Below are 19,936 nucleotides of genomic sequence, written 5' to 3' on the forward strand. Positions count from 1 at the left end.
CCCGCCCTAGTCGGTATCCGGTCCTGGGGTGAACAGGGCCGCGGCTACGTCTTCACGAAGGTAGTAGTTGCGAAGCTCCCGGGGCTCGAGGCTCCCCTTCACCACGTAGTAGCCACGGCCCTCCCCGGGACCTCCGGCCGCCCGATCTATGGCCTCCACCATGGCCAGATCCAGCACTTGGTCCGGACCCTGCTGCTGTAGCCGGTCGAGGTCCTGGGGAAGCAGTGAATTGATGAGCCCCGGAATGTTTACCATCGTCGCGTCCTTCATGGCACCACTGACTTTGTCAGGGCCCCAATACGACGTATCCGGGGGTGCCTCGTCCGGCCGCGTCCAAAGGTGATTCTAGGACCGGCTGATGGTTTTTCGCCATAGCTGGCTTCCCTCCCCCGAAGCTCAGCCGCCGAAGATCACCCGCTCCAGGTAGGCGTTCCGGAACTTACCTTGCGGATCGTGCTTTTCCACGAGGGAGCGGAAGTCCGCGAAGCTCGGGTACAGCTGCTCCAGGGAGCCTGCATCGGCGTCGAACAGCTTGCCCCAGTGCGGCCGGGCCCCGAACGGAGCCAGGCGCTCCTCGATTTCGGGCAGCACCGCTTCCACCTCCGGCTGGCGCGGTTTCCACGTCAGGTGGATCGCTACGCTGTCCTGCCGGTAGCTGGGGCTCAGCCAGAAGTCGTCGGCGGCCACTGTACGGATTTCGGAGACGTACAGAAGCGGCACCAGCTTGTCCGCCATGCTCCGCATCTCAGCCAGGGCGGCCGCCGCATGCTCCCTAGGAAGCAGGTATTCGCTCTGCAGCTCGTCGCCGTTGCTCGGCGTGAACTCGTGGCGGAAGTGCGGAAGCCGGTCCAGCCAAGGTCCAGGAACATCCAGCTGCTCAGTGCAGTTCTCCCCCGACATTTCCGGCAGTGGGTGCCGGGGCCGGGTGGCAGCAGGCGCGCCGAAAAACTCCTCGGCCACTGGCTTCGGAAGGTACCGGCCTTCGGAAGCCAGGGCCTTTCGCCAGACCTGTCCGATCGTGTCCCCGTAGTAGTCCGTGAAGAAACTGACGCTATAGGCGCTGGAGGCGGCGGCGTCGAAGTTTTCCAGGAGGGTATCCCAGGGCAGTCCTTCGAAGACCTGTTGCCGGATGTCGAAGGTCGGCTGGACGGCGAGGTCCAGGCTGGTGACGATGCCCAGGGCACCGAGCCCCACCACGGAGCCGAGGAATTCGTCCCCGCCGGCGCCGTCCCCCGCTTCGAGCCGCTCGATTTCTCCGGAGGCGCGCACCAGCTCGATCGCCTTCACTGCCGAGGACAGCGCCGGATTCCCGACGCCGGACCCGTGCGTTCCGGTCTGCACGGCACCGGCCACGGAGATGTGCGGAAGGGACGCCATGTTGTGTAGCGCATACCCGTTCGACTGCAGGTAGACCGCGAGCTCGCCGTAGCTGTTTCCGCCGGGAACCCGCACGATTCCGCGGTCGACGTCGAGCTCGGGTTTGCCGTCGAGACCCGAAACAACGATGTGCGTACCTTGGGTGTCGGCGATGCGGTTGAAGCAATGCCGTGAACCCAGAGCCTTCACCTCGTCGGAAGAGGCCACGATTTCTGCGAGTTCCTCTACCGTTGAAGGGCTGTGGACCGAGGACGCCGCATAATCCAGGTTGCCTGCCCAGTTCTTCATCGCCTGGCTCTTCATCGCCTGAATCTTCGTCGCCTGGCTCGTGGCCGTGTCATTAGTCATGGCTCGATTCTCCATGATCCTGTCCTTCATGCCGTGGCTCCCACTTCCTGTGCCGAAATAGCCGTCAGTTCTACTGGGCCGGGCCGCTCCGCGCTGCTGGTAATAGCGACGGCGGTCCCGCTCGCGGCGGACTCCAGCACTGATTCCATGACGTCCAGCACGTGGAAGGCAAGCGCTCCGCCGGCACGGGGTTCACTCCCCTCGGGGGTTCGGGCAAGGTCCGCGATGCCGAATCCCCGGCCTGACTCGATGTACCCTGCGGAGACCGGAAGCGTTTCCCAGGCGTCGCCGTCAAGCCTGAACAGCTCCACGTCGCCGTCGAAATGGTTCGGGTCCGGAACTGCCAGGGACCCCAGCTCACCGTGGATCTCGATGTTGGCGCTCTTTGTCCTCACGGCGTCGAAACTCATCACCAGCGTCGACAGCGCCCCGGAAGCGTGCACCAGCACCCCCGTGACGTGTGTGTCGATGGCGACCGGGACCGACTCCCCCGCGCGCGGCCCCGAGCCGATAGTCCGCTCCGGGCGAGTGTGGCTTGCCGCCCCCACCACGGAGACGACTGGACCCAGCAGCGTCACCAGCGCCGAAACGTAGTACGGTCCCATGTCCAGCAGGGGACCGCCGCCGGGCTGGTAATAGAAGTCCGGGTTGGGGTGCCAGCGCTCGTGCCCGGGCGTCACCATAGTGGCCGTGGCCGAGACGGGCACGCCGATCAGGCCGTCGTCGATCGCCTTCCGGGCCGTCTGGATGCCCGTACCCAGCACGGTGTCCGGGGCACAGCCCACTACGACGCCGGCCTCCCGCGCCGCGTCGAGAACCTGTCGTGCTTCAGCGGTGGTTGCCGCGAACGGCTTCTCCCCATAAACGGCCTTGCCGGCGGCGATGGCCTTGAGGGCGATCTCGGCGTGCGCCGCGGGAATGGTCAGGTTCAGGACGAGGTCGACGTCGTTCGCGGCCAGGAGGTCGTCGACGGCGAGCGCCCGCGCGCCGTCGTAGGCGTCTGCGACGGCCTGTGCCCGTGCGGGATCGAGGTCAGCGACGGCTACGAGATTGATTTCCTCCAGGCGCCGGAAGTTCGCCAGGTACTGGGCGATAATGGCGCCGCAGCCAACGATTCCTACTCTTATTGGCTTGGCTGCGTCTAACGGCTTGCCCACAGCAGGCCCCTTTCAATGATTGTGCGGACATTCGCGTCCTGCAGGATTTCCACCCGATGTCCCGGCGTGCAGACGAAGATCTTTCCTTTGCCCCATTGCCGCGTCCAGATTGCCGGTGACGTCACTTCGCGGTGCCACGGATCCCATTCACGGACCTTCTGCCTGGTGGTGGCCAGGACGTCGATGTAGTCGTCGGCGAGGACCCAGTACTGCTCCGTGACCAGGTCGAAGTCGCTGATTCCCGCCGTGATCGGGTGTTCGGCCGCGGCAGGGAGCGTGTTCACGGTGTAGGGCACATAGTTGTCCGACTGCTCGCCCGTGCGCTCGTCCGGGTGCTTGCCGGGATGGCAAGCGAACTGGCCGCCAATAAGGTGCAGGTAGTCCGAGGTGTTGCGGTAGGAGTCCGCAATGCCGCCGTGCCAGCCGGCAAGGCCGGTGCCGTTCTCGACGGCGGTGCGGAGCCCCTCGAACTCGTCCCCCTCGATGGTGGACATGGTCATGCATTGCACGATCAGGTCGACGCCGGCCATGTAGTCCACATCGGCGTAGATCTTGGGTGATTCCTCCACCCGGACGTCGTAGCCGTTGCCCTTCAGATAAGGAATGAACAGATCGGTGGCTTCAACGGGCTGGTGTCCGTCCCAGCCGCCACGCACCACCAGGGCTGTCTTGTTTTCGCTTGCCATTGGGTTCCTTCCCCCTCTATGAAACTTTTTGCCAGCGGCTGTCGTCTGCGTCGCTGGCCTCCACTGCGGCCAGGACCTTTTGGACCTGGAGCGCATCCGCGAAGGACGGCGACGGCGGCCTCCCCTCGGCGATGGCGTTGACGAGATCCACTACCTGGTGCGTAAAGAGGTGCTCATAGCCCAGGCCGTGGCCCGTGGGCCACCAGTTCCCCGTGTAGGGGTGCTCCGGTTCGGTGACGAAGATGCGGCGGAATCCGGCGTCGGGCTCGTCCGAAGCCTCATAAAGGGACAGCGAGTTCATGTCCTCGAAGTCGAAAGCCAGTGAGCCCTTGGTGCCGTTGAGCTCGAGTCGCATCGCGTTCTTGCGGCCCAGCGCGAAGCGCGTGGCTTCCAAGACGCCGATCGGGCCGGAGGCACCGCCGTCCGACGTGCTTCCCTCGAAGCGGGCGCTGAAGATCGCGGCGTCGTCCACGGTGACGGGACCCTTTTGGACGTCCTCGCCGGTTGCACCGTGTCCGCCGAGACCCACGAAGTCCCCGCCTACGGGGCGTTCCTTGACGAACGTCTCAAGGAGTGCCGAGACTCCGGTGATGTTCCGTCCCAAGATCCATTGCGCTGCGTCGATACTGTGCGCGCCAATGTCGCCAAGGGAACCTGAGCCGGACTTCTCCTTCTCCAGCCGCCAGGTGAGCGGTGCGTTCGCGTCGCTCAACCAGTCCTGCAGATACTGGGCCCGGACGTGGCGGATCTCCCCGAGCCGTCCGTCGTCGACCATCCGCTTAGCCAGGGCCAGCGCAGGGGTGCGCCGGTAACTGAAGCCGCACAGGGAGAAGACGCCCCGGGCTGCCGCGGCATCCGCGGCCGCGGTCATCCGCTCGGCTTCTTCCACGGAATTCGCCAGCGGTTTCTCGCACAGCACGTGCTTTCCGGCTTCGAGGGCGGCGACGGCGATCTCGGCGTGGGTGTTTCCGGGAGTGCAGATATCGATCAGGTCGACGTCATCACGCTCGATCAGCCGGCGCCAGTCGGTCTCGGCGGATTGCCAGCCCAGCTTGTCCGCTGCCGCCGCCACGCCTTCGGGGTTCCGGCCGGCGACGGCGGCAAGCTGCGGCTGCAGCGGAAGGTCGAAGAAGCGCGGCGCGGTCCGCCACGCGTGGGAGTGGGCGGCGCCCATGAAGGCGTAGCCCACCATGCCCACGCGGAGTGGCCTTGATCGGAGCGCGTTGGGTTCAGTCATCGGGGTCCTTTCGGTTGGTTGGAGCTCTATTTGCTGAAGCCGGCGGTGAGGCCGCTGAGCAGCTGGCGGCGTGCGACGACGTAGATCACCAGGAGCGGCAAGGTGGCCAGGACAACGGAGGCCAGCACTGCCGGGATGTTGACGCTGAACTCGCCCTGGAAGGTCCACAGCGAGAGCGGCAGGACCCGCGTGGCCGGGCTCTGCGTCAGGATCAGCGGGAACAGGAAGCCGTTCCAGACGTGCAGCTCGTTGTAGATGCCTACTGTGACCACCGCGGGCTTGGTCATCGGCAGCGCCAGGCGCCACATCATGGCCCAGTCGGAGCACCCGTCCAGGCGCATGGATTCGAAGAGTTCGTTGGGAACGTCACGCAGGAAGTTGGAGAGGATCAGCACCGAGATCGGGATCGAGAACGCGATCGACGGCAGGATCAGCGCCAGAAGTGTGTCGTACATATGTGCCCGGGTGATCATCCAGTAGATCGGGATGATGGTGGCGTGCAGCGGGATCGCCAGCCCCAGCAGGAAGAGATTGTTCGTCCAGCTGAGGAAACGGCCCTTGCCGCGGACGATCGCATAGGCGGCCATGAAGGACACCAGGAGTCCGGGCACCACACTTCCCACCGTCACAACCAGGCTGTTGATGAAGTACCTGGCGAAGTCGTTCTGCAGCACCAGCTGGTAGTTATCCAGCGTGGGCTCGGTGGGCGGCAGCATGGGATTGCTGGTGAAGAAGCCCGCCTGGTTCTTCAGGCTGGTGATCACCACGTAGTAAACGGGCAGGATGATGATGGCCAGCCAGAGCCAGCCGCCCAGGCCTCCCAGGAGGTTGGGCCGCCGTCGTCCGCTGCTCCTGGAGCGCAAACGGGGCTGCGGCTCACGCGCCTGGGCCGGGGCCGGTACCGGGAGCTGTGTTGTGGAGGCCATCAGGCACCTTCCAATTGGCTGGCATTCCGGTTCTTGCCGCCCAACCGCTGCAGGAGCAGCGCCAGACCGAGGCCGATCACCACGAGGATCACGCCCAGGGCGCTGGCGGCACCCATGTCGTTGGCCTTGAAACCGGTGAGGTACATGTGCAGCGGGAGCAGTCGGGTGGCATAGCCCGGGCCGCCCGCGGTGAGCACGAAGATCAGGTCGAAGTACGCCAGGGAACCCACCACCATGAGCGTGGACGACGTGATGACGGTGTACTTCAGCTGCGGCAGGGTGATGTTGACGAACTGCTGGATCCGGCCAGCGCCGTCGATCTGCGCCGCTTCATAGAACGACGCCGGAATCTGGCGCACGCCGCCCTGGTAAATGAGCGTGTGGAACGGCACGAACTGCCAGGCGATCACGAACACCACGACGAACAGCACCAGGTCCGAATTGCCCAGCCAGTCCTGCGCAAGTGCCGGCAGTCCCAGCCCCGGGCCCAAGCCGAAGTTCGGGTCCAAAAGGGCCTTGAAGGCAATAGCGACGGCGGCCGAAGAGAGCAGGAGCGGGACGAAGTACAGCACAGCCAGCGCCGCGCGGTACTTCTGGCCGGCCGCAGTGAAGACGCCCAGCAGCAGGCTTATCGGGGCCTGCACAATGAACGAGAAGAACATGATCTTCGCCGTCACCACCAGGGCGTTGCCGGTTACCGGGTCAGTCAAGACCCTGGCCCAGCTGGAAACGGCGTCGAACCTGATCTCGCCCAAGCCGTCCCAGGAGGTAAAGCTGAGGACCACAACGCCGATCAGCGGGATGACGGCGAAGAGCAGGAAGAAGGCCAGGGCCGGAGCGGCAAGCCAGGCGGACGGGCCGCTTCCAACAAGCTGCCTGCTGCGGACACGTCGGGAAGTGCTTGTTGTCAGAGCCACTTACTTGCCGATCGTGGCGTTCATGGTGCTGATGAATTGCTCAGGCGTCATCTTCTTCAGGAAGATCTGGTCCAGGTTGGCCAGCATGGCGTCTCCCTGCGCAGGGCTCAGTGCCTGGTCCCAGGAGAGGGTGAAGCTGGGGGCATCCTTGGCCATGCCGTAGACGAAGCTGAGGAAGTCCTTGTCCGGGGAGGCGGCCAGCTTGGACTCGATGCCGTTGACCACGGGCACGGCACCTGAGTCAATCAGGGCCTGGGTGTTTTCCTCAGTGAACATACCGGACTTGACGTAGTCCAGGGCCGCCTTCTTCTGCCCCTCAGTGGCCTTGGAGGAAATTGACCAGAAGTTCGAGGGGTTGCCCACGACGTTGGCGGGGTCACCCTTGCCACCCTCGACCGTCGGGAAGTTGGTGTAGCCAAGCTTGCCGTTCTTGACGAAGTCGGGGGCGTCCTTCTTCATTCCCTGATAGATCCAGCCACCTTGGAGGACCATCGCGGCCTTGCCCGTGTAGAGCAGTGCCTGGTCGGCGTTGCTGTCGGCGGCGATTGACGAGAATCCGTTGATAAAGCCACCGGCGTCCACGAGCTCCTGGATCCTGGCCAAGGCTTCCGCCACGGCGGGATCGGACCAGGCGTTGGGCTTGTTCGCCGCGATGTTGGCGAAAACGTCCGGGCCGCCAATACGTTCCACCAGGTACTCAAGCCACATCAGGTCCGGCCATTTGGACTGCCCGCCCAGTGAGAAGGGAGCGATTCCCGCTGCCTTGAATTTAGGCACCAGGGCCATGAGTTCGTCCCACGTCTTGGGCGGCCGGGCTCCGACCTTGTCGAAGACGTCTTTGTTGTAATAGAGCACTACGGGCTGGACGTTGTTGTTAGGAAGCGCGTAAGTCTTGCCGTCAAGTTCGCCGCTCTTCAGCACCGACGGCAGGTAGCGATCCTTAACCTCGGGGTTTTCCTTCAGGAAGCCGGACAGGTCCTCGACCTGTCCCGCGTCCACATAGGACTTCAGGACACCTCCACCCCAGCCGTAAATGAAGGTGGGACCCTGCCCGGCACCGACGGCGGTGCGGACCTTGGTCTTGTAGGCGTCGTTAGCGAAGAAATCCAGTTTGATCGCCTCGTCCGGGTGGGCCTTGTTCCAGCTGTCGACTGTTTGCTGCAGGACCTGCTGTCCGCCTCCGGTAAGGCCCCACATAGTAGGGGAATCTCCGGTGGTTGCCGAACCAGCGGGACCGGCCGATCCACAAGCCGAAAGGCTGACGCTGAGGGCAGCCGCCGTGACTGCAAACGCAGCCGCCCGCAATTTTCCTATCTTCATGTAACTTCCGTTCGTCCACTGGGATCACCATTGGGTCCGGCTGCTGGGATGGGATCGCGATCGCGTTCCCAGTCTTCGAAACATTTCGAAGAAGTTTCGATGCCTGTAGCAAACGTATCGGTGAGCTACATCACGGTCAAGGGGTTTGAGGTAAAAAGTTCAGGACGTTTACTATGTGGCTCTTGACCAGAGTCTGCAACAAAGGCACGATAGCCGTAACGAAAACTTTCGAAAGATCAGGGGAAACTTTGTCCAGCTCATCGCTGCCTGCCAAGCCCACGCTCGCCGTAGTGGCAGAACGGGCAGGCGTCTCCCCGCCCACTGTGTCCAAAGTGATCAATGGTCGGGCCGACGTTTCCGCCGACACCCGGGCACGGGTCCTCGCGGTACTGGAGGACGCGGGCTACCGCTCGCCGCTCCAACGGAGGACGACGGCGGACGGAACTACCGTCGTCGAGGTTGTCTTTGACGCGCTTGACTCGACCTACTCTGTGGAAATCCTCAATGGCATACTCCACGCGGCTGGCGACTTGGGCGTGGAGGTGATGGTCAGCATCACTGCGGTGATGCCATTGAACCAGTCGACCCCCGAACAGCGCGCACAGCGGATGGTAGACGAGGGCCGCGGGGGCATGATCGTCGTGACCTCCGCATTCGGCGGGGCCCAACTGAGCGCCTTCCGCCGTCGCCGGATTCCCGTCGTCGTAATCGACCCCTTCAACCCGCCGCCGGCCGACGTCGTGAGCGTTGGGGCAACCAACTGGGCGGGGGGAAAAGCCGCCGCCGAACATCTCATAGAGCTGGGTCATCGGCGGATCGCCTTCCTGGGCGGACCCGAGACGGCCGAATGCAACCAGGCGCGACTCCATGGCTACATGGCGGCGCTCATGGCACGCGGACTGGAGGTGGAGCCGGGCTACGTCCGCATGGGTCATTTCCGCACCGAGGATGGCGTCTCCGGGTTGAAGGAGCTCCTGGCCCTGAAGGAGCCGCCCACCGCGATCTTCGCCGGGAATGACAGCATTGCCCTGGGCGTCATGGCGGAGGCCCGCAGGAACGGGCTTCGAATTCCGGATGACCTCAGCCTCGTGGGGTTCGACGGTACGTACCAGGCTGCGGAAGCCATCCCGCCCCTGACCTCCGTGGCACAGCCGCTTCAGGAGATGGGACGTGCCGCCCTGCGGACGCTGCTGCGCCAGGTACGCGGAGAGCAATTGGATTCCCAACGCGTGGAACTCGCAACGCAACTCGTAGTCAGGGAATCAACTACGATTCCCAAAGCAAACTAACGGTTTAGGAGAAGTATGGAACAGCGAATACTTGGCAAGACCGGGCGGAGTGTGTCTGTGGTCGGGCTGGGAACGTGGCAGCTTGGCGCGGACTGGGGCAACGTGGACCTTGCGGAAGCAACGGCTATCCTGGCTGCTTCCGTAGAGGCCGGAGTGAACTTCTTCGATACAGCAGACGTCTATGGCGACGGCCGCAGTGAGCAGGTCATCGGCTCCTTCCTCGCGGACAACCCCGGGGTGGACGTCACCGTGGCCACCAAAATGGGCCGCAGGCTGGAACAGCGGCCGGAACACTACAACCTGGCCAACTTCCGCCAGTGGGTAGACCGGTCGCGACGGAACCTGCGCATCGACTGCCTGGATCTCGTGCAGCTTCATTGCCCTCCGTCGGAGGTGTACAGCAGGGCAGAGGTCTATGACGCACTGGACACGCTGGTGAGTGAGGGTGCTATCAAGAACTATGGCGTGAGCGTGGAGCGTACGGATGAAGCACTGGAAGCCATGAAGCACCAAGGAACGGCGTCGGTGCAGATCATCCTGAACGCCTTCCGGCTCAAGCCGCTGGATGAAGTATTGCCGTCGGCGAAGGAGGCGGGGGTAGGCATCATCGCCAGGGTGCCGCTCGCCTCGGGCCTCCTGTCCGGAAAGTACTCAACCCATACCCGGTTCGCGGAGAACGACCATCGCAACTACAACCGCTCCGGTGAGTCATTCGACGTCGGCGAAACCTTCTCCGGAGTGGACTTCGAAGAGGGGCTGAAGGCGGTCCAGGACTTCGAACAACTGATTCCCGACGCCGTGACGCCGTCCCAGGCGGCTATCGCCTGGATTGCGGCACAGGACGGTGTGGGTACAGTGATCCCCGGCGCCCGGAATGTGGAGCAGGCGAAGTCCAATGCTGCCGCGGCTGATGTAGTGCCCCACATCGACGACCGCTTCAACGAGGGCGTTTCGGCGCTCTACGACCGGTATTTCAGAGAGGCGATCCACCCGCGCTGGTAGGGAAAGAGGGCCTTCGGCGGAGCCAGTGAATCACCGCCTCGCCTTGTCGCTGTTGGAACTCCCGGAGAGTGGGCAGGCCCGGCGGAGGCGGCTGCCTGGCGGCGTCGATGAAATATGCTGCGAGTCCCGCCAGTACGGCATCGACGCCTGGGGCAGTGGCTGAAGCGAAGACGTCGTGCGACTGGAGGATCGAGTCCACATCGAAATGGGGGTCGAACACGCGCACGTTGATCAGGACCGTCAGGCCATCGATCCATCCCGAACCGATGGATGCCCACGGCCAGTCCACCAGCACGGCCCCATTGTCGCGCGTGATGAGGATGTTGTCGGCCCGGACATCGGTGTGCACCAGCGACTCACCGGACAGCTCCTTCAGCCCGGAATCCGCAAGTTGTTCCAGGACGCCGAGATTCCTGAGCACCCATGGATCGCATTCCGGTGGCAGATGCCCCCTGATGCGTGTCCAGCCTTGGAAGGCATCGACCAGCTCGTCTTCAAGTCTGGGCAAGTGCCTGAGGCCGGGAGGGATGGGGGTCTGTGACAGGTTGAGCAGGGCGTCCAGTACCAAGGTGATTTCCTCGAGCCGCCACGGAATATGCGGGTGCCGCCCCTCCACGTCGCTGAGGACCAGAGCCACCCAGGCCCCGTCGTCGAAAACCCCCAGCAATGACGGCGCCGGCACTGTAAGGGGCAACGAAGCTGAGATCGCTGCTTCTTTCCGATGTATGCCTGGAGCGTGACCGTTAAGGGCAGGACTCACTGCCTTGACGAAGGCTGCGCGGCCGGTGGACGTGCGGACGCGGTCCGCTGTGCCCGGCGAAAATCCGCCTGGTTGACCTATCGCCTCGGTTACCGGTCCGCCAAGAATTTGCTCAATCCCGGTCCTCACATTCGCGGGCAAGTCACACCAGGTGATCCGCGGGCTCCACTCAGGTTGCATGCGGACCATTATCCATCTACATCGATAGACAAACGGTTGGCACGCTCCGGCAGACTCCTTCCCAAAGAGTCAGGGGCCCCTAGACACATATAATCAGCAGGCTTAGTGTTTCATGTGGGGGCACCAATCAAGAGAAGGCCCACAGCCCAAATCCAAATCCATGGGGAGTGCCCCCGGCTTACTGATTGGAGGAAGCAAATGGAGACCGTCGAAGAAACCATCGATGTTGACGTACCCGTGCACACTGCCTATGACCAATGGACGCAGTTCGAGACGTTTCCGGAGTTCATGTCCGGCGTTGATTCAGTCAGACAACTGACCGACACCACCAACCACTGGAAGACCCATATCGGCGGAGTGGAGCGCGAATTCGACACGGAGATCGTCGAGCAGAGGCCCGATGAGCGAATTGCCTGGCGCAGCGTCGACGGCAAGTCCCATGCAGGCGTGGTCACGTTCACACCTTTGGATATGAACCACACCAAGGTGGCAGTCCATTTCGAATGGGCGCCGGAGACGTTCGCCGAAAAAGCGGGCGCGGCCCTGAACATCGACAACATGCAAGTGAAGTCCGACATGCGCAAGTTCAAGCACTTCATCGAGTCCCGGGGAACCGAGACCGGTGCATGGCGCGGCACAGTAACTGACACTGGCGCAACCGGATCGACGTTGGGCGGCACAAGCGGCACAACCGGCACAACAGGCACAACAGGGACGACGGGCACAACCGGCCCTATGGGCGGCACGACCGGACCTACGGGCGGCCCGAACGAACCGATGTAGGCAAGGCCGGAAATCGGATAAGTTTCGGTGGTTGATCCTTGTTGAAACAGGCTCCGCAAGATCAACCACCGGATCCCCGGCCATTTTCCATTTATCTCTCCATTCATCGGAATGTATACCGCTTCCAAAGCGTTAATCCTCATAGCGGGTCTTCATCCAGCAATCGAGACCCCGCGAGGACAGGACTATGCGGACAGGAAGTATGAGCAGGAAGATTGAATTTGTTGAAGACGACGCCGGAAAGGTCACCAAGTACCTCCGGCATCCCAACGGTGGCGGCCTGATTGGTCCGGGCGCCGAAGTGGACGAGACTTCATTCATTGGTTCAACCACGTATGTGGAGGCCGGCGCACATGTCGGCCCAGGCTGCAAGATTGGCGCTGGCGGCTGGATCGATCGCAAGGCGCGCATTGGCGACCACGCCTTTATCGGCAACGGAGTGTATGTGGGCCAGGATGCCATAGTGGGCAGGCGGGCTCATATCGGCAGCCATTCACGAATCGGAGCGGGCGCACGTGTAGGGGAAGGCATCCGCTTGCGCGGTGACACCGTGGTTCCCGATGGCGAACTGGTAGAGGCTGTCGGCCCCAAGGCAGCGCAAAAGGCTTCGCCACGTGGTGAGCGGTCACGGCTGGCCGCCTAATACTCCAAGCCGCCTAATACTCCAGTCAGGCAGGGGCATTTTTATGCGCTTTTCCCGGTTGACGGGCTTTCCCTGTTGCCCGGGACGGCCCTCATGGAACCGGCAGAAACGAACTCCCTGGCCGCCTGCTGAAGACCCAGCGAACTGCTCCTTGCGGTGTTCCGAAGGTATTGAAGCGCATCGGCGTGGCTGAGCCCGTATTCGCGCATCAGCGTGCGCAAGGCCAGTCCCAGAAGGGCGCGGGATCGACGGGCCAAGACGAGCCCGGTCTTGGCTTCCCTCTTGCGGGACAGCTGTATGGCGAGGCGAAGGGCCCGCACGATCTGACGTGCGTAGTCCTGCGCCTTCAGGATGTCGTCGCTGGTAAAGGCGTGAGGCTGCGGCGCGTACAGGGTAATGGCGGCGTTGATAGGGCCCGCCGGATCCAGCGGAACGGCGAGCAACGAAGACACTCCGTGTCCCACAATGGCGCTCGCGTAACCAGGCCAGCGTCGTTCCAGCCTTGTGTCGGCCACCTGAACGAATTCATGCTGGCGAATAGCTGCGAGGGCGGGACCATCTTCGAAAGAATGCTGCAGTCCATCGACTTCAGCCGTTTCATGGCCTGATGCCGTCCACGTGCTGACGTTGTCCCCCCAAAGCACGGAAATCGCCCAGCTCAGTCCCGTGCTTTCGCCCACGATGTCCTGCATCAGCTCGTCCATGGCAGCCTTGAAAAAGGCATCGACTTCCGTGCCATCCAAGCCGAAGGCCGGGATGGCGGAAGTCAGCTCATGCCGAAGATTTGGTGCCATACTCTCGGCCATGCCCCACGCCTAAATTTCGTGACGTGCCGGCTCACTGCAGAACCTATGGGAAAAGCCTACGTCCCTCTTGAGGGCATCGGCCAGAAGAGTGCACGGATCGCCGCCGTATTGCAATCGGAATGCGGGCCAAAAGTACTGCACGGAGTGTGAAGGCCAGGCGCCTAGGCTTCCTGGTTGATTCGCACCATGTTGCCGGAGGGGTCGCGGAAAGCACAGTCCCTCGGCCCCCAAGGCTGAACCATGGGTTCCTGCAGCACTTCCGCTCCGGAGGCCCGCACTTTCTCAAAAAGCGCGTCGAGGTCATCCGTGCGGAACACGATGATCGGCAGAACACCTTTAGTGAGCAATTGCTGGAGGGAGTCGCCGTCGGCCTGGGAACGGCCGGCGTGCGGCTCTGACAATACGATCTCAAGGCCCGGCTGATCCGGGCTGCCAAGGGTGACCCACCGGAAGCCGCCTTGGGCGACATCATTGTGGACTTCGAGTCCAAGGGCGTCGCGGTAGAACGCGAGCGACTCCTCGAGATCGTTGACGGTGATGTTGCAGTACTGGAGTGAGATTGTCATGGGAAATACGCTAGTCCGCTGTGGTTAAAACGGCTTCTTCAATCCTGCTTATCACGTAGCGCGTTGGCCGCGTGCGGACTTTGGCCACACAAGCGGGCATGGCCGCCACGGCACTATGCTCCCGGGAACGATACGCGCTGGGGGTCTCCCCCACGAGTTCTGTGAACCGCGTACTGAACGAGCCGAGCGACGTTGCGCCCACTTCCATGCAGGCGTCCGTCACACTCATGCCCGCCCGGAGCAATGCCATCGCCCGCTCGATCCTGCGAGTCATCAGGTAGCTGTAGGGCGTCTCACCATAGGCTGCCCGGAACTGCCGCGAGAAATGTGCCGGTGACATGAGGGCATGCCGTGCCATGGCAGGAACATTCAACGGACGGGCATATTCCCTGTCGATCAGGTCCCGGGCCCTGCGCAGATGGGCGAGGTTCGCAAGCTCTTCCGGGGTCATGGCACGAGGGTACCACCGGCCCAAAAAATCCTGACGGAAAACTGATCGGAACTTGAGGAAAATCAGGCTGGAGCCTTGATACGGCAGGATCACGATTGTTGCAAGCGAACGTGGGCCGGGACCCCCAGCCACCCCCACAGACCAGCAACAACTGCAGCTTTAAGGAAGCAGGAAAGGCCATGAAAGAAGCACCAGCGCTGGACGAAGTCGCCCCCATCCACGGCGTCATCACCGATAAGCACCCCGTTGATTTCTACGCCTTGGGGCTCGCCGGCTGCATTGACAGACTGACCGCCCCCCTGCGTCGCGAGGGAACCATCGTCCACTGGGAAACTCCACATCATGGCATCGAAATTCCTGCCCGGTGCGCCGCCCTGCTCTACCAGGCCGCACAAGAAGCCCTCAGTAACTCGTACAAGTATGCCCACGCCTCAGACATCACTGTCCGGCTCGCCGCTGTTTATCACGGGATCCGTCTTACGGTTAAGGACAACGGCGACGGCTTTGACAGCCACATCGCACCAGCGTCAGAGCAGCAGGGCCACGGGCTGCAGTTGATGTCCGTCGCCGCCCGCAAGGCAGGCGGCACGGTGGCGATCGATTCCAGCCCCGGCCATGGCACCGAGGTTACTGTGACCCTTCCGCTGGACTAGCTGGCTTCTAACCCACCGCGAGCCGATGGCGATCGAATTCCAGCCGTGATGCGGCGACGTCGTCCATGTGGTCCTCGGCCCATTCCTTCATCTCAAAGATGACTAGGAGCAGAGAGCGGCCACGGGGAGTCAGTTCGTAATCCGTTCGGACAGGCACGGACACAGTGACGTGACGGGACACCAGGCCGTCACGCTCAAGCGAGCGAAGAGTGGACGTGAGCATCTTCTGGCTTGCTCCGGGAATCCTCCTGCGAAGATCGCTGTGTCGTTGAGTGCCATCCATGAGGGCGAGCATCACCAATGTGACCCATTTGCTGCTGATTGCCTCAAGTCAGCTGCCGGGCCGGGCAGAGATCCAAGGCTGCGTTGTAGAGCTGTTGTGCTTCCTGACGTTTTTCTTCAGCCGTGAGAGTCATTTCCCCCCAATACATTCCTTATGCAATTAACCTGCCAGGCGTTGCGGCCGGTCCGGCACAGCATAATCCCCGGACCGGAAATGCCGAAACGGACCTTGACTCCTTAACCAGGGCACTTTGAAGTGCCCCAGGCACTTCAAAGTGCGTTCTTACGCCTCGCGGCAGTGTCCGCAAGGATCGATGAGGGGGCACAAGACGCCCCTGCAGCAAAGCTGCGACGTCGACGGCACCCGCAAAGTAGCCGAGGCCGACCTCAGTGATGCCGCCATCGAGTTCGCCGGCAAGCTCAGTGCTGCCGGAACGCTCCAGCTCGTCAACGACTAAAGGGAGCCGGCGCCGGGATTGGAGCCTGCGCTAGTTAGGTGCTTACCGTGCGCTGACCAGGACCACCTCGAATTGCGTTTGGGGGAGGGTGGCGAACTTTGCGTTGACCACGGCGAGGGTGTTGTCGAACAGGGCGGCCGTCGTCGGCGTTGCGAAATGATCACTCGTGATGACGTCCACTACCGCTCCGGACCCCAGCCCGTCCGTGAGTTGAATTCGGCTTACTTGGTTTATGAAGTTCTGCACGGCCCACACCTCGTTGCCCTCGACCACGATGCCGTCAACGTTCGGAACGCTGACACCTTCGATCATCGCGCTGGCCCCGGTTCGCGGATCCACGGTAAAGAGTGCGCCGAGCCCGGAATGCGCCACGATGAGAGTCTCGCCGTCGGCTGCAACCGCGATGCCGTTGAGGTTGAAGGCACCGGCTATTTGGGCGGCTGGACCGCTCAACGCGAGGGTCTCGACGCTGCCCGGCTCCCCGTCCTTGCCAACGGGCACAAAGTAGAGCTCAGGGTGTCCGGAGTTGGTGAACCACGCGCCTTCCGTGGTCACGGTGACGTCGTTGATGAATGAATTCGCCAGGTTTGTCAGCTGATACACAGCTTCCGTTTCGGGTTCGTCCGTTTCATAGACGTAGCCCTGCCCGGTGGCTCCTCCGGCTACGAACAACAGCTCATGACGGAGATCGGCGTGCATGCCGACGGCCGCCCGGCCCTCTGGTACATCGAAGAAGAGGCTCGCCGTACCTTTGCTGACGTCTCCACGGTAGATATCGCCCAGCGCGAGATCTCCGGCGTAGAAAGTCGTTCCCTCGCCGGCGGCGATGCCTTCGGCGGATGTTGCCCCCTCGAGGACGATCACAGAGTCTTCAATCGGCGGATTCGCGGCCGCGAAGGACGCGGGAGCTAGTAGTGCCATAAGGGCGAAGAACCCTAAAGCCGCACGGCGGAACGGCTTTGCTGCAGTCTGGGTTTTGCGGCGCATGATGCTTCCTTGCGTGTGCTGGGTACGCGTGAGCAGTCCGCAATATGCGGGAGAGCTCCGCATATGGTCCTGCCAGTTTAGGCATCAGGAGCAAGGAGGACTAGGGGTAAGCGGTGCCAGGAGGATCTCTTGGGACAACCTTGACCTCTATACCCCCTGGGGGTATATTCCAGAGTGTTGTCAGTGAAGTGGTTCGTCCCGGCAGGTGCGTGCATCTGCTTCCACGGCCGTTCAACCCCAACAGTCCGAAATCCCTTTTTGGCGTAAGGAACTGACATGAATGGAAATGAATCCCACGGACATCACCACGGGCACACCGGACACGTCCAGACCGTCCCCGTGGAAGCTATCAGCGCGGCTGCCCACCACGGTGCCCAACACGGCCCTCCTCCACGGGCCCTTTCGGATGAGCACGTAGTTCACGCGCATGGCCAGCATGCGGGGCACAGCACGGCAATGTTCAAGAACAGGTTCTGGCTCACCCTGGCGCTCTCCGTTCCGGTGGTCTATTTCAGCCCGATGTTCGGCCATCTCCTCGGCTACGCGCCGCCGGAATTTCCTGGTTCCACTTGGATCCCCCCTGTCCTTGGCACGGTGATCTTCGTTTATGGGGGCCAGCCGTTCCTTGTTGGAGGAGTGAGGGAACTCAGGGAGCGCAAGCCGGGAATGATGCTGTTGATCGGCATGGCAATCAGTGTGGCTTTTGTGGCCTCCTGGGTCACCAGCCTTGGCATCGGGGGCTTCGCCCTGGACTTCTGGTGGGAGCTTGCCCTGCTGGTGGCCATCATGCTCCTGGGCCATTGGATCGAAATGCGTGCCCTCGGCTCCGCGCAGGGAGCGCTGGATGCGCTTGCTGCACTGCTGCCGGACGAAGCAGAGCGGATCACGCCCACAGGGACCGAAACCGTCAGCCTCGCCGAGCTCCGGACCGGAGACGTAGTCCTCGTCCGCTCAGGGGCACGGATGCCGGCAGACGGCAGGATTGTTGAGGGCCAAGCCGAGTTCGATGAATCCATGATCACCGGCGAGTCCAAGACCGTTGCGCGTTCAGTAGGAGATTCCGTCATCGCCGGAACTGTGGCAATTGACAACACCGTCAGGGTGGAGGTCACCGCCGTCGGGGATAACACCGCACTGGCCGGTATCCAGCGGCTGGTCGCCGAGGCCCAGGCCTCCTCCTCCAAGGCGCAGGCCCTGGCTGACCGGGCTGCAGCCTTCCTCTTCTACTTTGCCGCGGCCGCCGGCATCATCACCTTCCTCGCCTGGACCCTCCTTGGCAACACCCCCGACGCCGTGACCCGCACCGTCACCGTCCTGGTCATCGCCTGCCCCCATGCGTTGGGCCTTGCCATCCCACTGGTGATTGCAATCTCCACGGAACAGGCTGCCCGGGCAGGCGTATTGATCAAGAATCGGATGGCATTGGAACGCATGCGCACAGTCGACGTCGTCCTCTTTGATAAGACCGGCACCCTGACCAAGGGCGAGCCGGAGCTCAAGGAGGTGGCCGCCGTCGACGGCGTGAAGCGGGAAGGCCTGCTGGCCCTTGCGGCAGCCGTGGAAGCCGACAGCGAGCACCCCGTAGCCCGCGCGATCGTTCAAGCCGCGCGGCGGCAGGGCGTGGATATTCCCACAGCTTCCGGCTTCAACTCATTTACCGGACGCGGCGTCAGGGCCACCGTGGAGGGCAGGACTGTCCAAGTGGGCGGGCCTGCGCTACTGCGCGAGCTGGGGGCAGAGGAACCGGCCCCCCTGGCCGAGTCCACCCGGACTTGGCGGGACCGGGGCGCGGCGGTGCTTCACGTCGTCGACGACGGCCGGGTAGTCGGGGCTGTCAGCCTGGAGGATGCGATCCGTCCCGAATCGCGCGACGCTGTCTCGGCACTGCAACGCCGTGGCATCAAGGTAGCGATGGTTACCGGCGACGCCAGGCAGGTAGCCCAGGCTGTGGCGACTGAATTGGACATCGACGAAGTCTTCGCCGAAGTCCTTCCTGCGGACAAGGACGAGAAAGTCGCCGAACTTCAGCAACGCGGGCTGAAGGTAGCCATGGTCGGGGACGGCGTCAACGACTCTCCGGCACTGGCGAGGGCCGAAGTGGGCATCGCCATTGGCGCGGGAACGGACGTTGCCGTGGAATCGGCAGGCGTGGTCCTCGCCGGCAACGACCCACGGGCCGTCCTGTCAATGGTGGACCTGTCGAGGGCGAGCTACCGGAAGATGTGGCAGAACCTTGCCTGGGCCACGGGCTACAACATCCTCGCCATTCCGCTCGCCGCCGGAGTCCTCGCCTTTGCGGGGCTCGTGCTGTCCCCCGCCGCCGGTGCGGTGTTGATGTCAGCCTCCACCATCGTGGTGGCGCTCAACGCCCAGCTGCTGCGAAGGCTGCGGCTCAATCCGGCACAGGTTCGGTGACAGGACACGCCAGCCGGCTTGGGGTCAGTTTTGGACGAGCACCAATAGATTTGAAGGAAATGATTTTGATGAACAAGAAGCTTCTGGCCCTATCCACCGCCGCCGTCGCGGCCGTTATTGCCCTCTCGGGCTGCGCCCCCGGCCCCGGCTCCGGCTCCGGCAGCGGAACGCTGGACCATGGCAACATGGGGCATTCAAACAGCGCTCCTCCCGCGGCAGCCGATCACAATGCGGCGGACACGATGTTCGCACAGATGATGATCCCGCACCACGCCCAGGCAGTGGAAATGAGCGATATCGTCCTCAAGAAGCAGGACATCCCTGCCGCTGTCGCCTCGCTTGCCACCAGGATCAAGGGCGCCCAGGCGCCGGAGATCGAGCAAATGACGGGCTGGCTCAAGAGCTGGAACGAGCCAACGCACATGGCCTCGGGCGGCCACGGCATGGCAGGAATGATGAGTGAAGAGGACCTGGCGAAGCTCGACGCCGCCCAAGGTACCGAAGCCGCCAGGCTCTTCCTCACCCAGATGATCGCCCATCATGAGGGCGCAATCGTGATGGCGAAGACGGAGATGGCCGAAGGTAAGCACCCCGATGCCGTCAAGCTCAGCAAGGACATCGTGACCGCCCAGGAAGCCGAAATCCAGGAAATGCGAACCCTCCTGGGAAGCCTCTGACGATCAGTCTCCTGCC

At 62.9% G+C, this 19,936-nt stretch carries 22 protein-coding genes; 8 read left to right on the forward strand and 14 right to left on the reverse strand.

Going from position 1 to position 19,936, the window contains the following annotated elements; translation table 11 throughout:
* Nucleotides 1-6 precede the first annotated feature (6 nt).
* From J7E82_RS03055 to J7E82_RS03090, 8 genes are all read right to left on the reverse strand, one after another.
* Nucleotides 7-255, reverse strand: coding sequence for a hypothetical protein (locus J7E82_RS03055; protein ID WP_214860253.1), 249 nt, complete (start codon nucleotides 253-255; stop codon nucleotides 7-9).
* Nucleotides 256-396: 141 nt separating this feature from the next.
* A complete protein-coding gene (locus tag J7E82_RS03060) occupies nucleotides 397-1,665 on the reverse strand; it encodes a D-arabinono-1,4-lactone oxidase (protein WP_214860506.1) in 1,269 nt (422 codons plus the stop codon).
* An 86-nt stretch (nucleotides 1,666-1,751) separates the two neighbouring features.
* Entirely contained in the window at nucleotides 1,752-2,882 is a 1,131-nt protein-coding gene (locus tag J7E82_RS03065; RefSeq protein ID WP_214860255.1) for a Gfo/Idh/MocA family protein, read from the reverse strand.
* On the reverse strand, nucleotides 2,867-3,568 hold the full coding sequence (locus tag J7E82_RS03070; protein ID WP_214860262.1) for a ThuA domain-containing protein: 702 nt from the start codon (nucleotides 3,566-3,568) through the stop codon (nucleotides 2,867-2,869). Before J7E82_RS03070 ends, J7E82_RS03065 begins: the two co-directional genes overlap by 16 nt.
* A gap of 16 nt (nucleotides 3,569-3,584) precedes the next feature.
* Entirely contained in the window at nucleotides 3,585-4,805 is a 1,221-nt protein-coding gene (locus J7E82_RS03075; protein ID WP_214860264.1) for a Gfo/Idh/MocA family protein, read from the reverse strand.
* Nucleotides 4,806-4,831: 26 nt separating this feature from the next.
* Nucleotides 4,832-5,731, reverse strand: coding sequence for a carbohydrate ABC transporter permease (locus tag J7E82_RS03080; RefSeq protein ID WP_214860268.1), 900 nt, complete (start codon nucleotides 5,729-5,731; stop codon nucleotides 4,832-4,834).
* Nucleotides 5,731-6,648 (reverse strand): carbohydrate ABC transporter permease, encoded by a 918-nt coding sequence (locus J7E82_RS03085; protein ID WP_214860270.1) that lies wholly within the window; start codon nucleotides 6,646-6,648, stop codon nucleotides 5,731-5,733. Before J7E82_RS03085 ends, J7E82_RS03080 begins: the two co-directional genes overlap by 1 nt.
* The gene (locus J7E82_RS03090; protein ID WP_214860272.1) at nucleotides 6,649-7,968 is read right to left on the reverse strand and encodes an extracellular solute-binding protein; all 1,320 of its coding nucleotides are present in this window, start codon (nucleotides 7,966-7,968) and stop codon (nucleotides 6,649-6,651) included.
* Nucleotides 7,969-8,216: 248 nt separating this feature from the next.
* Between J7E82_RS03090 and J7E82_RS03095 the strand changes: the two genes are divergently transcribed.
* Nucleotides 8,217-9,257: a LacI family DNA-binding transcriptional regulator gene (locus J7E82_RS03095; protein ID WP_251041367.1), complete on the forward strand. Its 1,041-nt coding sequence runs from the start codon at nucleotides 8,217-8,219 to the stop codon at nucleotides 9,255-9,257.
* 15 nt (nucleotides 9,258-9,272) lie between these two features.
* Nucleotides 9,273-10,259 (forward strand): aldo/keto reductase, encoded by a 987-nt coding sequence (locus J7E82_RS03100; RefSeq protein ID WP_214860275.1) that lies wholly within the window; start codon nucleotides 9,273-9,275, stop codon nucleotides 10,257-10,259.
* On the opposite strand, the gene J7E82_RS03105 is transcribed toward J7E82_RS03100, so the two are convergent.
* On the reverse strand, nucleotides 10,231-11,208 hold the full coding sequence (locus tag J7E82_RS03105) for a phosphotransferase (RefSeq protein WP_308113583.1): 978 nt from the start codon (nucleotides 11,206-11,208) through the stop codon (nucleotides 10,231-10,233). The genes J7E82_RS03100 and J7E82_RS03105 overlap by 29 nt on opposite strands.
* 189 nt (nucleotides 11,209-11,397) lie before the next feature.
* Here J7E82_RS03105 and J7E82_RS03110 point away from each other — a divergent pair, with 189 nt between their 5' ends.
* Both J7E82_RS03110 and J7E82_RS03115 read left to right on the forward strand, forming a co-directional pair.
* Nucleotides 11,398-11,982 carry an SRPBCC family protein gene (locus J7E82_RS03110; RefSeq protein ID WP_214860277.1) on the forward strand — a complete coding sequence of 195 codons (585 nt, stop codon included), beginning with the start codon at nucleotides 11,398-11,400 and terminating at the stop codon, nucleotides 11,980-11,982.
* A 202-nt stretch (nucleotides 11,983-12,184) separates the two neighbouring features.
* Entirely contained in the window at nucleotides 12,185-12,625 is a 441-nt protein-coding gene (locus J7E82_RS03115; RefSeq protein WP_214860278.1) for a DapH/DapD/GlmU-related protein, read from the forward strand.
* 41 nt (nucleotides 12,626-12,666) lie between these two features.
* Here the strand turns inward: J7E82_RS03115 and J7E82_RS03120 are convergent, their stop codons facing one another.
* The 3 genes from J7E82_RS03120 to J7E82_RS03130 all read right to left on the reverse strand — a co-directional run bounded on the left by J7E82_RS03120 (nucleotide 12,667) and on the right by J7E82_RS03130 (nucleotide 14,448).
* Nucleotides 12,667-13,431 (reverse strand): GAF and ANTAR domain-containing protein, encoded by a 765-nt coding sequence (locus J7E82_RS03120; protein WP_214860279.1) that lies wholly within the window; start codon nucleotides 13,429-13,431, stop codon nucleotides 12,667-12,669.
* A 161-nt stretch (nucleotides 13,432-13,592) separates the two neighbouring features.
* Nucleotides 13,593-13,997 carry a VOC family protein gene (locus J7E82_RS03125; protein ID WP_214860281.1) on the reverse strand — a complete coding sequence of 135 codons (405 nt, stop codon included), beginning with the start codon at nucleotides 13,995-13,997 and terminating at the stop codon, nucleotides 13,593-13,595.
* Between the two features lie 10 nt (nucleotides 13,998-14,007).
* The gene (locus J7E82_RS03130; RefSeq protein ID WP_214860283.1) at nucleotides 14,008-14,448 is read right to left on the reverse strand and encodes a helix-turn-helix transcriptional regulator; all 441 of its coding nucleotides are present in this window, start codon (nucleotides 14,446-14,448) and stop codon (nucleotides 14,008-14,010) included.
* A gap of 179 nt (nucleotides 14,449-14,627) precedes the next feature.
* Between J7E82_RS03130 and J7E82_RS03135 the strand changes: the two genes are divergently transcribed.
* The gene (locus tag J7E82_RS03135) at nucleotides 14,628-15,101 is read left to right on the forward strand and encodes a sensor histidine kinase (protein WP_214860285.1); all 474 of its coding nucleotides are present in this window, start codon (nucleotides 14,628-14,630) and stop codon (nucleotides 15,099-15,101) included.
* A 7-nt stretch (nucleotides 15,102-15,108) separates the two neighbouring features.
* Here the strand turns inward: J7E82_RS03135 and J7E82_RS03140 are convergent, their stop codons facing one another.
* A complete protein-coding gene (locus J7E82_RS03140; protein WP_251041369.1) occupies nucleotides 15,109-15,384 on the reverse strand; it encodes a helix-turn-helix domain-containing protein in 276 nt (91 codons plus the stop codon).
* 313 nt (nucleotides 15,385-15,697) lie between these two features.
* Here J7E82_RS03140 and J7E82_RS03145 point away from each other — a divergent pair, with 313 nt between their 5' ends.
* A complete protein-coding gene (locus tag J7E82_RS03145; RefSeq protein ID WP_214860287.1) occupies nucleotides 15,698-15,841 on the forward strand; it encodes a hypothetical protein in 144 nt (47 codons plus the stop codon).
* A gap of 42 nt (nucleotides 15,842-15,883) precedes the next feature.
* Here J7E82_RS03145 and J7E82_RS03150 read toward each other — a convergent pair whose 3' ends face one another.
* Nucleotides 15,884-16,828, reverse strand: a complete 945-nt coding sequence (locus J7E82_RS03150) for a hypothetical protein (protein WP_251041370.1) — start codon at nucleotides 16,826-16,828, stop codon at nucleotides 15,884-15,886.
* 276 nt (nucleotides 16,829-17,104) lie between these two features.
* Here J7E82_RS03150 and J7E82_RS03155 point away from each other — a divergent pair, with 276 nt between their 5' ends.
* Complete coding sequence (locus J7E82_RS03155; RefSeq protein WP_214860288.1) at nucleotides 17,105-19,243, forward strand: copper-translocating P-type ATPase; 2,139 nt, start codon at nucleotides 17,105-17,107, stop codon at nucleotides 19,241-19,243.
* Nucleotides 19,244-19,311: 68 nt separating this feature from the next.
* Nucleotides 19,312-19,920 carry a DUF305 domain-containing protein gene (locus J7E82_RS03160; RefSeq protein WP_251041371.1) on the forward strand — a complete coding sequence of 203 codons (609 nt, stop codon included), beginning with the start codon at nucleotides 19,312-19,314 and terminating at the stop codon, nucleotides 19,918-19,920.
* Nucleotides 19,921-19,936 lie beyond the last annotated feature (16 nt).

Origin of the sequence: Arthrobacter sp. ISL-30, assembly GCF_018613855.1 — a bacterium.
In the GTDB taxonomy this organism is placed as follows: domain Bacteria; phylum Actinomycetota; class Actinomycetes; order Actinomycetales; family Micrococcaceae; genus Arthrobacter.

Excerpts from the sequence above, each read along its gene's own strand:
- J7E82_RS03145 (WP_214860287.1), top strand. The coding sequence starts at position 15,698 with ATGAGGGGGCACAAGACGCCCCTGCAGCAAAGCTGCGACGTCGACGGC.
- J7E82_RS03125 (WP_214860281.1), bottom strand. The coding sequence starts at position 13,997 with ATGACAATCTCACTCCAGTACTGCAACATCACCGTCAACGATCTCGAG.
- J7E82_RS03155 (WP_214860288.1), top strand. The coding sequence starts at position 17,105 with ATGAATGGAAATGAATCCCACGGACATCACCACGGGCACACCGGACAC.
- J7E82_RS03140 (WP_251041369.1), bottom strand. The coding sequence starts at position 15,384 with ATGGATGGCACTCAACGACACAGCGATCTTCGCAGGAGGATTCCCGGA.
- J7E82_RS03105 (WP_308113583.1), bottom strand. The coding sequence starts at position 11,208 with ATGGTCCGCATGCAACCTGAGTGGAGCCCGCGGATCACCTGGTGTGAC.
- J7E82_RS03090 (WP_214860272.1), bottom strand. The coding sequence starts at position 7,968 with ATGAAGATAGGAAAATTGCGGGCGGCTGCGTTTGCAGTCACGGCGGCT.
- J7E82_RS03060 (WP_214860506.1), bottom strand. The coding sequence starts at position 1,665 with ATGAAGAACTGGGCAGGCAACCTGGATTATGCGGCGTCCTCGGTCCAC.
- J7E82_RS03115 (WP_214860278.1), top strand. The coding sequence starts at position 12,185 with ATGAGCAGGAAGATTGAATTTGTTGAAGACGACGCCGGAAAGGTCACC.
- J7E82_RS03080 (WP_214860268.1), bottom strand. The coding sequence starts at position 5,731 with ATGGCCTCCACAACACAGCTCCCGGTACCGGCCCCGGCCCAGGCGCGT.
- J7E82_RS03130 (WP_214860283.1), bottom strand. The coding sequence starts at position 14,448 with ATGACCCCGGAAGAGCTTGCGAACCTCGCCCATCTGCGCAGGGCCCGG.
- J7E82_RS03110 (WP_214860277.1), top strand. The coding sequence starts at position 11,398 with ATGGAGACCGTCGAAGAAACCATCGATGTTGACGTACCCGTGCACACT.
- J7E82_RS03150 (WP_251041370.1), bottom strand. The coding sequence starts at position 16,828 with ATGCGCCGCAAAACCCAGACTGCAGCAAAGCCGTTCCGCCGTGCGGCT.
- J7E82_RS03075 (WP_214860264.1), bottom strand. The coding sequence starts at position 4,805 with ATGACTGAACCCAACGCGCTCCGATCAAGGCCACTCCGCGTGGGCATG.
- J7E82_RS03100 (WP_214860275.1), top strand. The coding sequence starts at position 9,273 with ATGGAACAGCGAATACTTGGCAAGACCGGGCGGAGTGTGTCTGTGGTC.
- J7E82_RS03070 (WP_214860262.1), bottom strand. The coding sequence starts at position 3,568 with ATGGCAAGCGAAAACAAGACAGCCCTGGTGGTGCGTGGCGGCTGGGAC.
- J7E82_RS03055 (WP_214860253.1), bottom strand. The coding sequence starts at position 255 with ATGGTAAACATTCCGGGGCTCATCAATTCACTGCTTCCCCAGGACCTC.
- J7E82_RS03160 (WP_251041371.1), top strand. The coding sequence starts at position 19,312 with ATGAACAAGAAGCTTCTGGCCCTATCCACCGCCGCCGTCGCGGCCGTT.
- J7E82_RS03135 (WP_214860285.1), top strand. The coding sequence starts at position 14,628 with ATGAAAGAAGCACCAGCGCTGGACGAAGTCGCCCCCATCCACGGCGTC.
- J7E82_RS03120 (WP_214860279.1), bottom strand. The coding sequence starts at position 13,431 with ATGGCCGAGAGTATGGCACCAAATCTTCGGCATGAGCTGACTTCCGCC.